A 15838-nucleotide genomic window follows, 5' to 3' on the forward strand; every position below is an offset into this window, starting at 1 on the left:
CACACCCCGGATCCCCCGCCGCAGCCCGCCGTCCGGGCCGTGCGGCCAGCCCACCCGTGCCCCGTCCGAAAGCCGCGGGGCGCACCCACCGTCCACCTTCAGGAGCTTGCGATGTCGAAGCCCGCCGGACCGCTGGTCTTCGTGCAGTTCTACCTGGACTGCCTCTCCCACGCCTCGTACCTCGTCGGTGACCGCACCACGGGCCGGGCCGTCGTGGTCGACCCCCAGCGCGATGTGCACGAGTACCTCGCCACCGCCGAACAGCACGGCCTGACCATCGAGCGGGTCATCGAGACCCACATCCACGCGGACTTCCTCTCCGGCCACCTGGAGCTGGCCGAGCGCACCGGCGCGCGCATCTCCTACGGCTCCGCCGCCGCGCTCGACTTCGACACCGACCCGGTGGGCGACGGCGAGCGCCTCAGCCTCGGCGAGGTCGACCTGGAGATCCTGCACACCCCGGGGCACACGCCGGAGTCGATCTGCGTCGTCGTGCGCGAACACGCCGGTGACGACGTCCCGTTCGGCGTGCTCACCGGCGACACGTTGTTCATCGGCGACGTCGGCCGCCCCGACCTGCTCAGCTCGCGCGGCCGGTCCGCCGAGGAGATGGCCCGCCACCTGTACCGGTCCACCCGCGCCCTGCTCACCCTGCCGGACGACACCCGCGTCTACCCCGCGCACGGCGCCGGCTCGGCCTGCGGCAAGAACCTCTCCACCGAGCTGAGCTGCACGATCGGCAACCAGCGCCGCGGCAACTACGCGCTCGCCGAGATGGCCGAGGACGCGTTCGTCGCCGTGGTGACCGCCGGTCAGCCCGCCGCGCCCGCCTACTTCGCGTTCACCTCGGTGCGCAACCGCCAGGCCCGTCCGGTCCTGGACGAGGACACCCCCGTCCCCGCGCTCGCCGCAGAGGAGTTCGTCGCGGCCAGGGCCGGCGGCGCCACCGTGCTGGACACCCGGGAGCCGGAGGCGTTCGCCGCGGCCCACCTGCACGGCGCGGTCAACATCCCGCTCGGCGGCCGGTTCGCCGAACTGGCCGGCCAGGTGCTCGACGCCCAGGACGCCATCATCCTGTGCGGCGACCCGGACACCGTCGTCGAGGCCCGCAACCGGCTGGCCCGGATCGGCTTCGACCGCGTCCTGGGCGCCCTGGCCGGTCCGGTGGACGCCGTCGGCGCGGAGCACCTCACCGCCGCCGGACGGGTGGACGCCGACACCCTGGCCGCGCAACTGGCCGAGGGTACGGGCGGGTTCGAGCTGCTGGACGTGCGCGGCCCGGGCGAGGTGCGGGAGAAGGGCGGCATCCCCGGCGCCCGGCTCGTCCCCCTGCCGGAACTGCTCGCCCGGCTGGCCGAGCTGCCGACCGAGCAGCCGCTGACCGTGATCTGCGCGGGCGGCAACCGCTCCTCGGTGGCCGCGTCCGTGCTGCGGGCCCGCGGATTCGAGGCGGTCGACCTGCGCGGCGGCTTCGCCGCCTGGAACGGTGAGGTCGTCCACGCCGCGGACCGGGCTCCGGACGGCGTCACGGCGTGAGCGTCCTGATCACCGCTCTGCTCTGCGGAGCCGTGGTCGGCGTGGCCCTCGGCGCGCTCGGCGGCGGCGGGGGAGTGCTCGCCGTCCCGGCGCTGGTCTACCTGTTGGGCGTCTCGCCCGCCGAGGCAGGGACCACCAGCCTGGTCATCGTCACCGCCACGTCCGTCACCGCGCTCGCCCGGCACGCCGGTACCGGCACCATCAGCTGGCGCACCGGCGGGCTGTTCGCCGCGGCCGGCGTGCTCCCGGCCGCCGGGGCGGCCGGGCTCGCCCACCGCATCCCGCAGCCGGTGCTGACCTGCGCGTTCGCGCTCCTCGCCGCACTGGCCGCCGCGGCGATGCTGCGCGGCACCCGGGCCGCGCGGCGCACGCCGGCCGAGGACGGCCGGTCCGAGGAAGGGCTTGAGGGCGACCGGCGCCCGGGCGGCAGCCAGCTGGGCACGCTCGCGGCCGGGGCCGGCCTGGGGGCGGTGACCGGGCTGCTGGGAGTCGGCGGAGGCTTCCTCGCGGTGCCCGCGCTGGTGTCCGTGCTCCGGCTGCCGATGCGCAAGGCGGTGGCCACCAGCCTGGTGGTCGTCCTCGTCAACTCGCTGGTCTCCCTCGCCACCCGGCTGACGGTCACCGGCATCTCGCTCGACCCGGCGGTCTTCGGACCGTTCGTGGGCGCCGCGGTCCTCGGGGCCTGGGACGGCAAGCGACTGGCCGCCAAGCTGTCCGGCGCCGCGCTGCAGCGGGCCTTCGCCGCCGTGCTGCTCGCGGTGGCCGGGTCGATGCTGGTCGGCGTCCTCGTCTGACGGCTCCCACGACCGCCGCCCGGGACACCCCGCCCGGGCGGCGGCCACCCCGTCGGCGCCCGCCGGTCCCGGCGGGCGCCGATTTTGTGCTCTCCCCGTCGAGGTACGAACATTCAAGGCGTGTCCCGCACCACCCGATCCCGCACCACCCATCCGATCCCTGACCCCCAGGACGGCGCCGTGACCTCCGAGCCGGGCCCCAGGCCGCTGACCCGATCGGCGGGCAATCCGCTCTGGGCGCAACTGCGCGCCGACCTGCAACGCCGGCTCGACGAGGGCGAGTTCCGCGACGTCTTCCCCGGTGAGCACGACCTCGTCGCCGAGTACCGGGTCAGCCGGCACACCGTGCGCGAGGCCCTGCGCACGCTCCGGGAGGAGGGCGTGGTCAGTGCTCAGCGCGGCCGGGCCTCCCGGTTCACCGCGAGTCGCCCGCTGGAGCAGGACGTCGGCGAGGCGTACAGCCTGTTCCGCGCGGTGGAGGAGGTCGGAGCCGTCCAGCGCAGCGTCGTGCGCGCGCTCGACCAGCGAGCCGACGGCGTCATCGCCGCCCGCCTGGGGCTCGAGGAGTCCACGCCGCTGGTCTACCTCGAACGTGTCCGCCTGGCCGACGAGGAGCCGCTCGCCGTGGACCGGGTCTGGCTGCCGGCCGACGTGGCCCGCCCGCTGCTGGACGTGGACTTCACCCGCACCTCGCTCTACGACGAGCTGGAACGTCACTGCGGCAGCCGGATCGGCGGCGGCTGGGAGCGCATCCGCGCCGTGGTCCCCGGCCGCGGGGAGCGGATCCTGCTCGACTGCCCGCCGACCACCGCGCTGCTCGCGATCGACCGGCTCGGCCGGGACGCCGAGGGGCGCCTGATCGAATGGCGGCAGACCCTGGTCCGCGCGGACCGCTTCGCCGTCGCGGCCGCGTTCACCGCGCACGACTACCGGCTGGGCGCCCCGGTCCAGACACCCTGACGGGAACGCGGCGGGAACGGCAGGGGAACGCGGGCGGAGACGGTCGGGGGCGGAGGGTAGCGGGTTCGGCTCGTTGGCATGACATGCATAGTGCAGTTCACGCCGTTGTGTCCGATGCGCTTGCCGGTACCGGCCATGGGGCCCCGCGAAGGAGGGTCGTTCACGAACCAGCACCGTTGGGCTGGCCGCCGGGGCCGCGGCCGAGGTCCTGGCCGGGGTGAACGGCCGGGGTGGCGGTCCGGGCGGGCCGCGCGCCGTAGGGCGGGCTTCGGCCGTCTCTTAGCTCAAAGTTGATCATCAGTCACCGGCGGTGAGGCTAACATCGATTCCGATCGGGTTTGGTCGGCTTCGTCGGGAAAGCCGAAGCCGACCGGATCGCGTCGATCAAACCGGGGGCGGGGATGCAGGGTTTCGGGGATGGGAGACGTCATGGGCGTGCACAACGCCATGGGCCGGCGAACCGGGATACGCGAGATCGATCGAGTCGCTGAACCGGCGGGGCTGCTCCGACTGGCGGAAGAGGCGCGCGGGGGCGTCGCACGGGCGGTGCTGGTCCGCGGACCGGCCGGGATCGGGCGCAGCCGGCTGCTGGACGCGGTGGCCGGGCGGGTGTCGGAGGCCGGTACGACGGTGCGTCGGTCGGCGGGCCCGGCGCCGGGGACCGGGGGGAACGAGGGGAACGGGGCCGGGGGGAACGAGGGGGGAGAAGGGGAGCGGAGCGGGCGCGGGTACCGGTCCGTTCGCGAACTGTTCGGCGTGCGGCCGGACCCCGCCGGGGCCACCGCGGCGAGGGCCGCCTTCGCGGTCCAGCGCGAGGTCTACGGGCACGCCGTGGAGCTGCTGGCCGCCGGCCCGCTGGCGCTCGTCCTGGACGACGCGCAGTGGTGCGACGAGGAGTCGCTGCGATGCGTGCACTTCCTGCTGCGCCGCGCGGCCGGACGTCCGCTGCTGGTGCTGCTCTCCCAGCGCACCGCCGTCGAGGGCCCGGGCACGGCGATGCTCACCGAGATCCTGGCCGAGGGCTGCTGCGCGCTCCTGGAACTCGGCCCGCTGAGCGAGGCCGAGACCGGCCGGGCGGTGGCCCGCGCCCTGGGCGGCCTGCCGGACGAGCGGTTCGTACGGCGCTGCCGGGCGCTCTGCGGCGGGAACCCGCTGCTGCTGGAACGGCTGCTCGGCAGGCTGCGCGCGGCCGGGGTGCACCCTGACGAGCGCGGGCTGCACCGGCTGCGGGTGCTCGGCGAGGCCGTCGGCGCCGACGCGGCCCGCACCGCGCTGGCCGCCGAACCGCGCCAGGTGCGCCAGGTGGCCGTGGCGCTGGCCGTCCTCGGCTGCGCCGACCCCGATCTGCTCGGGTCGCTCTGCGGGGTCGGCGGCAGCCGGCCGGCCCTCGCACTGGACGGGCTGCGGCGCCTCGGGGTGATCGGGCCCGGTCCGGGGGCGCCGATGGCCGAGGCGGTGCGGGCCGCGGTGCTGGCCGAGCTGCCGGGCCCGGAGCTGGAACGGCTGCGCCTGCGCGCGGCCCGGGTGCTCAACGACGCCGGGCGCCCGGCGGCCGAGGTGGCGGACCAGCTGGCCCTGCTGTCCGAACTGCCGGAGCCGTGGATGCTCACCGTGCTGCGCGAGGCGGCGGCCCAGTCGCCCGGCGGGGCGACCGCCCGGGCGGCGGCACGCTACCTGCGCGGGGCGCTGGCCGCCGAGCTCGGCGGGACCGAGCGCCGGAACGTGCGGATCGAACTGGCCAGGGCCTCGGCCCGGGTGGCGCCCGCCGCCGCCCTGGAGCAGCTGCGCCACGCCCTGCGGGAGAGCGACGGGGTGCGGGAGCGGGCGTCGATCGCCCTGGAGTACGGGCGGGCCGCCCTCGGTTCGCGCGACGTCCCCGAGGCGGTCCGGGTGCTCGGCGCGGCGCTCGTCGACCTGCGCCGGCAGTTGGGCGCCGACCCGCTCCCGGCCGACCGGGAGCTGCGCACCTCGCTGGAGTCCGCCCTGCTGGTGGCCGCCGTCAACGGGAAGTCGACGATGGCGCCGGTCGGGGCGCTGGTCGGCGGCTGGCCGGTGCCCCGGGGCGACAGTCCGGCCGAGCGTCAGCTGCTCTCCGGCATGAGCGTGTTCGCCGCGCTGACGGGCCGTCCGGCCCGGCAGGCCGTGGCGCTGGCCCGGCGGGCCCTGCGGGTGGAGGAGACCGTGCCCGCCGGGTGGGAGGCGCTCGCCTCCTCGCTGGTCCTCGGCCTGGCGGACGAGGTCGAGGAGGCCCTGGGGGCGCTGCCCCGCTCGCTGTCCAACGGCATCGCGTTGCACGAGCCCTGGATGCGGCTGTCCGTCCTGGCCGGGCGCGCCCACACCCTGCACGGGGTGGGCGACCTCGCCGGGGCGCAGACGGTCGCCCGCACGGCGGTCGCCCTCGCGGAGCGGGACGACCGGGCCACGGTCTGGCCGCTGCCCGCCGTCGAGCTGGGCAGTGTGCTGCTCTCGCGCGGCGAGGTGGCGGAGGCCGCCGCCGTGCTCGACCGGATCCGCCCGGCCGGCCTGGACCAGCAGATCTGGGAGTGGCACCAGTACCTCTACGTCGGGGGCCGACTGCGGCGCGCGCTGGGCGACCTCGACGGCGCGGTGGAGCTGTGGCGGCGGTGCGGCCGCAGCCTGGCGGAGGCTGGGGTGGCCAATCCGGTGCTGGCGCCGTGGTGGCTGGCCGCCGCGACCACGCTGGCCGGCCAGGGCCGTACCGCGGCGGCGGCGGGGATCGTCGCCCAGGTCCAGGAGGCGGTGGACGGCTGGGGCACCGCGCGCGCCCGCGGGCTCGGCCTGGTGGCCGCGGGCGTGATCGCCACCGGCGCGGCCCGCACCGAACGGCTCGCCGAGGCCGTGGAGGTGCTCGAACAGTCCCCGGCCCGCCTCGCGCAGGCCGAGGCGCGCTACCGGCTCGGCCGCGAGCTGCTGCTGCGCGACGACCTGCCGGGCGCCCGCCGGCACCTGCGGCAGGCGATCGAGACGGCCACCCGGTGCGGCTACCACCTGCTCAGCGCCGCCGCGCGCGGGCTGCTCGCCGACGCGGGCGGCCGGATGCCGCAGATCGCCGTCTCCCCGCTCGACACGCTCACCCGCAGCGAGCGGCGGATCGCCACCCTCGTCAGGACCGGCGTCAGCAACCGGGAGATCGCCGAACAGCTGTTCATCACCCCCCGGACGGTGGAGATGCACCTCACCAACATCTACCGGAAGCTCGACGTGCGGGGCCGCACCGACCTGGTCCCGGCGAGGGGATCAGGCGCGGCCCCCAGACGCCGGCCGAGGAACGAGGCGGAGCACGTCCACGCACCGAGTCGCTAGGGGCGGGCAGTGGTCAAGGGGAGGACCGAGGAAGCGGCACGCCGGACACCGGACGACACCTGCGGGCCGAGCGGACGGCTGGTCGAGCGGGACCGGGAGCAGCGGCTGCTGGACGACCTGCTCCGCGCGCTGCGGGACGGGCGTTCGGCGCTGGTCGAGGTGCGGGGCGTGCCCGGTGCCGGACGCAGCGCGCTGCTGCGCCGGGCCGAGGAGCTGGCCACCGCGGCCGGGGTACGGGTCGCCGCCGCTCAGGCGTGCTGGGAGGAGACGGGGGTGCGCCACGCGGTGGCCGCCCAGCTGCACGCGGCGATCGCGCCGCGGGACTCGCCGCTGGCGCGGGAGCTGCTGCGGCCCGGCGCGGCACCGGACGCCGCCCTGTCCGGGCGGCTCTGCCGCGCCTTCCTCGCGGCGGCCCGCGACCGGCCGTTGCTGGTCGTGGTCGACGACGCGCAGTGGGCCGACGTGGAGTCGCTGCGCCTCCTCCAGGCGCTGGCGCGCCGGCTGGCCGGTGCCCCGCTCCTGCTGCTGACCGCGCGCAGCGACGCGCTGGCGCCGGGGCCCGGCGAGCGGATCGAACTGTGCCCGCTCGCCGACCCGGGGACCGTCGCCGCCCACACCCTCGTGCTCGACCCGCTGTCGCCGGCCGGGGCGGGCGAACTGCTGGCCGGGGCGCTCGGGGAGCCGGTCGAGCCGGAGCTCGCCGAGGCCGCGGCGCTCGCCGTGGACGGCAACCCCGCCGTGCTGCGGGTGGTCGCCGACCTCCTCGCCCGGCCCGACCGCCACGCCGGGCCGGACCGGCCGGCGGCACCCGACCGGGCGGCGCGGCTGCGCGAGTACGCGGCGGAGGCGGTCCGCGACCGCGCGGTCCGTACCCTGGGCGTCCTGCCCGAGGCCCTGCTGGACGTGCTGCGGGCGATCGCGGTGTGCGGGAGCGACGGCACCCCGGACATGATCGCCGCCCTGGTGCGGCCTCGGTCGGTGGACACCGCGCGGGCCCTGGAACTCCTCTCCGGGACCGGCCTGCTGGCACCGGGGGAGCGCCCGGCGTTCCGGTCCGAGCGGGCCGCCGAGGCCGCCCTGACCGGCCTCGGCGCCGAGCAGCGCGAGGAACTGTTCGCCCGCGCGGCCGAGTTGGCGAACCGGGCGGCCCTCCCGGACGGCACGCCGGCCCGGATGCTGCTCGGCGCCCGGGTGATCGGCGCGCCCTGGGCGGTGGAGGTGCTGCGCCGGGAGGCGGCGCGGCTGCGGGCCGCCGGCGATCAGGAGGCATCGGTCCGGCTGCTGCGGCGCGCGCTGCGCGAACCCGTGAGCCCGCGCCTGCGGGTGGAGATCCTCACCGAGCTGAGCATCCTGGCGCTTCCCGCCTCGCCGGAGGGCAGCGACCGCTTCCTGCACCAGGCGCTGCTCGACCCGGTCGACCCGAGCGCCGGGCCCGCCTGGGTGCGCGCGGCCGACCTGCTGGTGGCGCGGGGCGACTTCGCCTCGGCGGTGCCGCTGATCGCCGGGGTCTGCGCCGTCCCGGGTGTCGACGCCCGGGACCGCGCCGCGCTGCGGGCGCTGTTCTGGATCGCCCGGCACGGCCAGGACGGGGCGGCGCGGGAGCCGCACCGTCCGGCGGTGGCCGAGCTGCCCCGCCGGCCCGTCGAGCCCGCGGAGGCGGGGGCCGCCGCCTGGCTGTCGGCGCTGCGCGGACGGGACCTCACCCGGACCAGGGAGCTGGCCCGCGCGGCGCTCGCCCCGGCGGTGCTGGACGGGACGCCGCTGGCCGCCCAGGTGGCGGCCTGCCACGCGCTCGTCCTCACCGAGGACGTGGCCGAGGCGCAGCTGGGCCTGGACGCCGTGCTGGCCCGCGCGCACCGCTCCAACGCCCGGGCGGTGGCCGCCCTGGCGCTGCTGATCAAGGCGCTGGCGACGCTGGGCGAGGACCGCGCCGAGGAGGCCGCGGTGCTGCTGGACCGGGCCGAGGAGGTACTGCCGGAGCGCTGCGCGCACCCGCTGCTGGCCCCGGCACTGCCGGCCCTGCGGACGGTGGCGCACCTGGCGCGGGGCGACCTGGCCGGGGCGGAGCGCTCGGCCGCGGCGGCGCGGCCGGAGGAGGCCGGGGGCGGCATGGCCCGCGCCTACCTGGCCTATGCCCGGGGCCGGGTGCGGCTGGCCGGCGCGGACGCCGAGGGGGCGCTGGGCGACCTGCACGAGTGCGGGCGGCTGCTGCTCGCCCGGCAGGTGGCCAACCCCGCCCTGCTGCCCTGGCGGTCGGCCGCCGCGCGGGCCCGGGCACTGCTCGCGGACGACGCCGGGGCGGCCGGACTGATCGCCGAGGAGCGCCGTCTCGCCCTGGTCTGGGGCGCGCCGCGCACGCTCGCGCGGGCGCTGCGGGCCGCGGGCGCCGTCGAGCGGGAACCGGGCCGGGGCCCGGGCCCGGCGGCGCCCGGCCGGGCGCGTACGGCGGACCCCGGGGCCGGGCACCCGGCCCGGGGTGAACCCGCGAGCTGGCAGTACCGGCAGGCGCTGGTCGCGGTGGGGACGGCGGCGGTGTCCGGCCCGGGGGCCGTCGACGGCCTGCTGAGGAGCGGACCCGCGCCGGCCGGTCGCGCGCCGGCCGGTCCGCCGGCGCCGCCGGGGCGAACGGCGCCGGGGACCGTGGCGCCCTCGGTAGCCGGCCGGCCGCGACCCGGGGCAGCGACGGATGCGGAGGCGGCGGCGCGGCCGGGCCGGCAGGCGCTGACCACCGCCGAGCGGCGCGTCGCCGCGCTTGCCGCCGAAGGACTGGCCAACCGCGCCATCGCGACCGAACTGTCGGTGACGCTGCGCACCGTCGAACTGCATCTGACCAAGGCGTACCGCAAGTTGGGCATCTCCGGGCGACCCGAGCTGGCCCCGGCGCTGGCCTCGGCGCCGGGACGTGACGAAAGGACCGAGGATGGCGCGCCTGTTCGGCCGGCGGCGTGAACTCGCCGCACTCACCGCGGCGATGGAGGCGGCCGGGCGGGGCCGGGGCTCACTGTTCGTCGTCACCGGCGGGATCGGGACCGGCCGGACGGCGCTGCTGAGGGCGCTGCCGCCGCTCGCGCGCCGGCGCGGCCTGCGGGTGCTCAGCGCCAGCGGGGCCGTCCTGGAACGCGAGCTGACCCTCGGGGTGGTGGACCAGTTGCTGGAGCCGCTGCTGCCCGGGGCGGCCCTCGAACCACCGTACGACGCCCGGTTCTTCGCGGAACTGGCCGCTGCGGTGGCCGAGTTCAGCGCCCGCGAGCCGCTGCTGCTGCTGGTGGACGACCTCCAGTGGGCCGACGCCGCCTCGCTGCGCTGGCTCGGCCGGCTCGCGCGGCGGCCGGCGAGCCTGGGCATCCTGCTCGTCGTCGCCGTGCGCGACGGCGATCCGGACGCGGAGCAGCCGCGGATCCACGCGCTGTCCGACAGCGCCTCGCGCGTGCTGCGGCTGGAACCGCTCCTCGCGGCGGACACGGCGGCGCTGGTGGCCGAGCGGCTGGACCGGCTGGCGGACCCCGCGCTGGCCGCCGCCTGCCACGAGGCCTGCGCCGGCAACCCGATGCTGCTGACCGCGGTGCTGGCCGAACTGGTCGAGGCGGGCGGCGTGTTCGCCGACCCGGTGGAGGCGGTCGCGGGGCTGCGGCTGCCGGCCGTGCGCGAGCGGCTGCTCGCCGCGCTGGCGGCCCAGCCCGCACCCGTCAGGGCTGTGGCGAAGGCGCTCGCCGTGCTCGGGGAGGACGCGGACCCGGAACTCGTGGGCCGGCTGGCCGGGCTCGACGGGACCGGCTGCTCCGAGGCGGTCGGGGTGCTGTGCCGCCTCGGCCTGCTGAGCTGCGGCCGGACCCTGAACTTCGTCCACCGGTACGTCCGGGAGACGGTCGAGGAGTCGATGTCACCGGCGGAGCAGGAGGACAGCCGCCGCCGCGCCGCCGTCCTGCTCCACGACGCGGGCTACCCGGTCGAGCAGGCGGCGGCCCAGCTGCTGGCCACCACCTGGTGCCAGGACGGCTGGGCGGCCGAGGTCCTGCGCTCGGCCGCGGTGGCGGCGGTGCGCCGAGCGGCCCCGGCGGACGCCGCGCGCTACCTGCGGCGGCTGCTGCTGGACGGGGCGGCGACCGGACCGGAGCGGGCCGCCCTGCTGCTGGACCTGGCCGCCATCGAACGGACCTTCGACCCGGCGGCGGCCATGCGGCACGTCGTGCAGGCCCTGCTGCTGCTCCCGTCGGCCGAGCAGCGGGCCCTGGCGGTGCGGTGGCTTCCCCCCGCGCTGCTCGGCGGCTGCCCGCCGCCCAGCGTCGAACTGGTCGCGAAGGCGGCCGAGGAGCTGGCCGGGGCGCCCGCGCAGGCCGGCGACGACCGTGAACCGGCCCTGCGGATCGAGGCGCGGCTGCGGCACGTGACGGTGGCCGGCCCCGGACTGCTCGCCGGATCCGCCGAGCGGCTGCGCACGCTCGGCCCCACGCCGCCGCTGGAGACGGCGGCCGAGCGCGAGCTGGTCACCGTCCTGCTGCACGGCGCCACCGTGGCCCAGCGGCTGACGGCCGCGGAGGTCGCTCCGCTGGCGAACCGGATCCTGTGCTACGAGCCCGCCTCGCCGGCCCATGTGTACACCACCCTGCCGCTGCTGACCGACACCCTGATCGCGACGGACTCGATCGAGACCGTCGGCCCCTGGCTGGAGGCCGCCGGGGAGGCGGCCCGCCGTGAGCGGGCGCCCGTGCCGCAGGCGCTGATCGGCCTGGAACTCACCCAGCTGCTGCTGGCCCAGGGCCTGTTCGCCCGGGCCCGGGCGCAGGCACGCGAGGTGCTGGACCTGGGGGCGGCGCGGTGGGCACCGATCCAGTCGATGGCCGCCGTGGTCCGGGCCGCCATCGAGACCACCGACGGAGAGCTGACGGAGCGCCTGCTGGAGGCCTACGGCGAGAGCATCGACCACGGCCACAGTCCCTCGATGCTGCAACTGGTGCGCGCCTCGGGCGCGGCGGCCCGCGGCGACCTGCCGACCGCGCTGGAGTACGTGCTGGACTGGGGACGTTCGGTCGAGCGGGCCGACTGGCGCAACCCCGCGGTGGTCCCCTGGCGGACCTGGGCGGCCTGCCTGTGGCTGCGGATGGGCCAGGGCGCCCGGGCCCACGAGCTGGTCGACGAGGAGCTGGCCCGGGCACTGGCCTGGGGCGCGCCCGGGCCGATCGGACGGGCTCAGCGGGTCAAGGGCGAACTGACCGAGGGCGAGGGCGGCATCGAGCTGCTGAGGGCCTCGCTGACCACCCTGGAGGGGGCGGTCAACGGCATGGAACGGGCCAGGACCGGCGTGCTGCTCGGCCGGCGGCTGCGGGCGCAGGGGCGGCCGGAGGCCGAGGCGCACCTGCGCCGGGGCCGGGAGCAGGCGCTGGCCGGTGGCGCGCCCCGGCTGGCGGACCTGGCCGCGCGTGAACTGCGGGAGCTGGCCCAGTCGCTGGGGCCGGCCACGCTGACCCGGGCCGAGCGCCGGGTCGCCGCGCTCGCCGCGCAGGGGGTGTCCAACAAGGAGATCGCCGGCAGGCTGGAGGTGAGCACGCGGGCGGTCGAGAAGCACCTGACCCGGGCCTACCGCAAGCTGGACGTCGCGGGGCGGGCCGAACTCGCCGGTGTGGCGCACCTGCTGCCGAGCGACGCGGGGCCGCCGGCCTGAGCCGGTACGGCCCCGGGTGGCCGGGGCCGTCGGGGACGGTTCCGGGTCCGTCGGGTCCGTCGGTGGCCGTCCACGGACCGCGGCCGTACCGCGGCCGTACCGAACCGGAGCCCGCCGGGCCGCCCCGCGGCCGACCGTACCGAACCGAAGCGGCCCAGATCACACCGTCGGCCGACCGTACCGAACCGAACCGAAGTCCCCGCCGAACCCCCGGGTAACCGAACCCCCGCGCCGCCTCCACAGGGTTAGTGCCGCGGGTATTGGATTTCGTTGACAGTCTTCCTTTCGCCTTCATAGTGTCATGACCGCGGCTGGCACGGCGCATTGCGGCACGGGGTGAGGTGGCCCCCGTGTCCGTGCGAATCCTCAGGAACTCCTGGAAGGCGAAATATGACCGCGGCACGGCCCATGACTTTCACGACGGTCCGCGAGGGATTCTTCAATCCGCCGGCCGAGATCCGGAAACTGCGGGAAACGGCCCCGATATCCCGGATGGCATTCGCGGACGGCCACCTCGGCTGGCTGGTGACCGGATATTCCACCGCCCGGGCGGTGCTCGCCGATTCCCGGTTCAGCGCCCGGGGCGAGCTCAAGCACCCGCCGGTTCCGCGCTCCGCGGTGCTGGAGGAAGCACCGGCGGCCCCGCCCGGCATGTTCATCCAGCACGACGCCCCCGAGCACCAGCGCTACCGCAAGCTGCTCGTCGGCCAGTTCACCGTCCGCCGGATGCGCCTGCTCACCGAGTGGATCGAGCGGATCATCGAGGAGCGGCTGGACGAGATGGAGCGGATCGGCTCCCCGGCCGACCTCTTCGAGCACTTCGCGCTGGCGATCCCCACCCTGGTGATCACCGAACTGCTCGGCGTGCCCTACGAGGACCGCGCCAAGTTCCACCACGACGCCGAGGTGTGGAGCAGCTTCGGCGCCTCCATCGAGGACGTCACGGCGGCCTTCGGCAGCCTCGGCTCCTACCTGCACGGCCTGGTCCTGGCGAAGCGGGCCGAGCCCGGCGACGACCTGCTGAGCGGCCTGATCACCGGCGAGGGCAACCTCACCGACGAGGAAGTCACCTCGATCGCCTTCCTGCTGCTGGTCGCCGGCCACGAGACCACCGCCAACCAGATCGGCCTGAGCACCTTCGCGCTGCTCAACCACCCCGAGCAGCTGGCCGCCCTGCGCGCCGACCCCTCGCTGGTGGAGGGCGCGGTGGAGGAACTGCTGCGCTACCTGAGCATCGTGCACCACGGCCCGACGCGCGCCGCGCTGGAGGACGTCGAGATCGACGGCACCCTGGTCAAGGCCGGCGAGGTGGTCATGATCTCCCTGGCGGCCGCCAACCGCGACCCCGAGCGGTACACCGACCCCGAGGACCTGGACATCACCCGGGAGATGGCCAACCACCTCGCCTTCGGCCACGGTGTCCACCAGTGTCTGGGCCAGCAGCTCGCCCGGATCGAGCTGCGCTCCGGGCTGACCGCGCTGCTGCGGCGCTTCCCCGGGCTGCGCCTGGCGGTGCCGGCCGAGGAGGTCGGACTCCGCCACGACATGCAGGTCTACGGCGTCTACCGGCTCCCGGTGGCCTGGTAGCCCGTCCGATGCGGATCGAGATCTCCGAGGAACTCTGCTGCAGCGCGGGCATGTGCACGCTGACCGCGCCCGAGGTGTTCGACCAGGACGACGCGGACGGCACCGTCGTCCTGCTCGACCCCGAGCCGCCGGCCGCCCTCCACCCCGCCGTCCGCGAAGCCGCGCACCGCTGCCCGTGCACGGCCATCACGGTGCACGAGAACGGCTGAACCCCGCCGGCCGTACGCCCAGACCCCGTTTCCACGAGGACCCGGTTCCCCCGGGTCGGAAGGCCAGGTACCGCGAGCGTGTCCGAGAACCAGAGCCTGTCCCGCCGCCGCCTGCTCGGCATGGCCGCGCTGAGCGCCGCCGCCCTCGGCGGCACCACCACGATCGCCACCGGCCGGCGCGCCTTCGCCGCCTCGGCCGCCTCCTCCGGCACCGACGCCACCTTCGTTCCGGCGGTGGTGATCGGTACCGGCTACGGCGCGGCGGTCTCCGCGCTGCGCCTCGGCGAGGCCGGTGTCCAGACGCTGATGCTGGAGATGGGCCAGCTGTGGAACCAGCCCGGCCCGGACGGCAACGTCTACAGCGGGATGCTCAGCCCGGACAAGCGCTCCAGCTGGTTCAAGACCCGCACCGAGGCCCCGCTGGGCTCCTTCCTCTGGCTCGACGTGGTCAACCGCGACATCGAGTCCTACGCCGGCGTGCTGGACCGGGTCGCCTACGACCAGATGTCCGTCTACGTGGGGCGTGGCGTCGGCGGCGGTTCGCTGGTGAACGGCGGCATGGCCGTGCAGCCGCGGCGCAGCTACTTCGAGGAGGTGCTCCCGCAGGTCGACGCCGCCGAGATGTACGCGCGGTACTTCCCGCGCGCCAACACCATGCTCAAGGTGAACCACATCCCGCAGGACTGGTTCGAGCAGACCGAGTGGTACCAGTACGCCCGGGTCTCGCGGGCGGCGGCCGCCAGGGCGGGGCTGGGCACCGTGTTCGTGCCCAACGTCTACGACTTCGGCCACATGCAGCGCGAGGCGGCCGGCACCGCGCCCAAGTCCGCGCTGGCCGGCGAGGTCATCTACGGCAACAACCACGGCAAGCAGAGCCTGGACAAGACCTACCTGGCCGCCGCGCTCGGCACCGGCAAGGTCACCATCCAGACCCTGCACCGGGTGCGGACGATCACCCGGCAGGCCGACGGCACCTACCTGCTCGGCGTGGACCGCATCGACACCGCCGGAACGGTCCTGGAGACCCGGCGGATCTCCTGTCGCCACCTCTTCCTGGGCGCCGGCAGCCTCGGCTCCACCGAACTGCTGCTGCGCGCCCGCGACACCGGCACGCTGCCGAACCTCAACGCCGAGATCGGGGCCGGCTGGGGCCCCAACGGCAACATCATGACCGCGCGCGCCAACCACCTGTGGGACACCACCGGCGCCCGCCAGTCGTCGATCCCCGCGATGGGCATCGACGACTGGGACAACGCGGCCGCCCCGGTCTTCGCGGAGATCGCGCCGATGCCGGCCGGCCTGGAGACCTGGGTCAGCCTCTACCTGGCGATCACCAAGAACCCGCAGCGCGGCACCTTCGTCTACGACGCCGCCACCGACCGGGCGAAGCTCCAGTGGACCCGCGCCCAGAACGCGCCCGCCGTGGCCGCCGCCAAGTCGCTGTTCGACCGGATCAACGCGGCCAACGTCACGATGTACCGCTACGACCTGTTCGGCGGCTCGGCGAAGAGCTTCGCCGACGACTTCTGCTACCACCCGCTCGGCGGCTGCGTGCTCGGAAAGGCGACCGACGCGTACGGCCGGGTCGCCGGTTACCAGAACCTCTACGTCACCGACGGTTCGCTGATTCCGGGATCGATCGGTGTCAATCCTTTCGTGACCATCACCGCGCTCGCCGAGCGCAATATCGAGCGCATCATCCAGCAGGACATCACGGTCGCCTAGGCCGGCCGGCCCTGGCGGATTTCCTCCCGGACGCGGCGCTGCGT

At 76.2% G+C, this 15838-nt stretch carries 9 protein-coding genes; all 9 read left to right on the plus strand.

Annotated elements, in window-relative coordinates; translation table 11 throughout:
• The first annotated feature begins 111 nt into the window (after positions 1-111).
• The 9 genes from ABZW10_RS04280 to ABZW10_RS04320 all read left to right on the plus strand — a co-directional run bounded on the left by ABZW10_RS04280 (position 112) and on the right by ABZW10_RS04320 (position 15794).
• On the plus strand, positions 112-1536 hold the full coding sequence (locus ABZW10_RS04280; RefSeq protein WP_355359628.1) for an MBL fold metallo-hydrolase: 1425 nt from the start codon (positions 112-114) through the stop codon (positions 1534-1536).
• A complete protein-coding gene (locus ABZW10_RS04285; protein ID WP_355359631.1) occupies positions 1533-2330 on the plus strand; it encodes a sulfite exporter TauE/SafE family protein in 798 nt (265 codons plus the stop codon). The genes ABZW10_RS04280 and ABZW10_RS04285 overlap by 4 nt, the downstream gene beginning before the upstream one ends.
• A 180-nt stretch (positions 2331-2510) precedes the next feature.
• Positions 2511-3290 carry a GntR family transcriptional regulator gene (locus ABZW10_RS04290; protein WP_355359634.1) on the plus strand — a complete coding sequence of 260 codons (780 nt, stop codon included), beginning with the start codon at positions 2511-2513 and terminating at the stop codon, positions 3288-3290.
• A 447-nt stretch (positions 3291-3737) separates the two neighbouring features.
• On the plus strand, positions 3738-6614 hold the full coding sequence (locus tag ABZW10_RS04295) for a LuxR C-terminal-related transcriptional regulator (protein WP_355359923.1): 2877 nt from the start codon (positions 3738-3740) through the stop codon (positions 6612-6614).
• A 9-nt stretch (positions 6615-6623) separates the two neighbouring features.
• Positions 6624-9563 (plus strand): AAA family ATPase, encoded by a 2940-nt coding sequence (locus ABZW10_RS04300; RefSeq protein ID WP_355359637.1) that lies wholly within the window; start codon positions 6624-6626, stop codon positions 9561-9563.
• Positions 9535-12273, plus strand: a complete 2739-nt coding sequence (locus tag ABZW10_RS04305; RefSeq protein ID WP_355359640.1) for an AAA family ATPase — start codon at positions 9535-9537, stop codon at positions 12271-12273. The genes ABZW10_RS04300 and ABZW10_RS04305 overlap by 29 nt, the downstream gene beginning before the upstream one ends.
• Positions 12274-12765: 492 nt before the next feature.
• On the plus strand, positions 12766-13860 hold the full coding sequence (locus ABZW10_RS04310) for a cytochrome P450 (RefSeq protein WP_355359643.1): 1095 nt from the start codon (positions 12766-12768) through the stop codon (positions 13858-13860).
• A gap of 8 nt (positions 13861-13868) precedes the next feature.
• Complete coding sequence (locus ABZW10_RS04315) at positions 13869-14069, plus strand: ferredoxin (RefSeq protein ID WP_355359646.1); 201 nt, start codon at positions 13869-13871, stop codon at positions 14067-14069.
• A 120-nt stretch (positions 14070-14189) separates the two neighbouring features.
• Positions 14190-15794 carry a GMC oxidoreductase gene (locus ABZW10_RS04320; RefSeq protein ID WP_355359925.1) on the plus strand — a complete coding sequence of 535 codons (1605 nt, stop codon included), beginning with the start codon at positions 14190-14192 and terminating at the stop codon, positions 15792-15794.
• Positions 15795-15838: the final 44 nt, after the last annotated feature.

It is taken from the genome of Kitasatospora sp. NPDC004723, assembly GCF_040609255.1.
Classification (GTDB): domain Bacteria; phylum Actinomycetota; class Actinomycetes; order Streptomycetales; family Streptomycetaceae; genus Kitasatospora.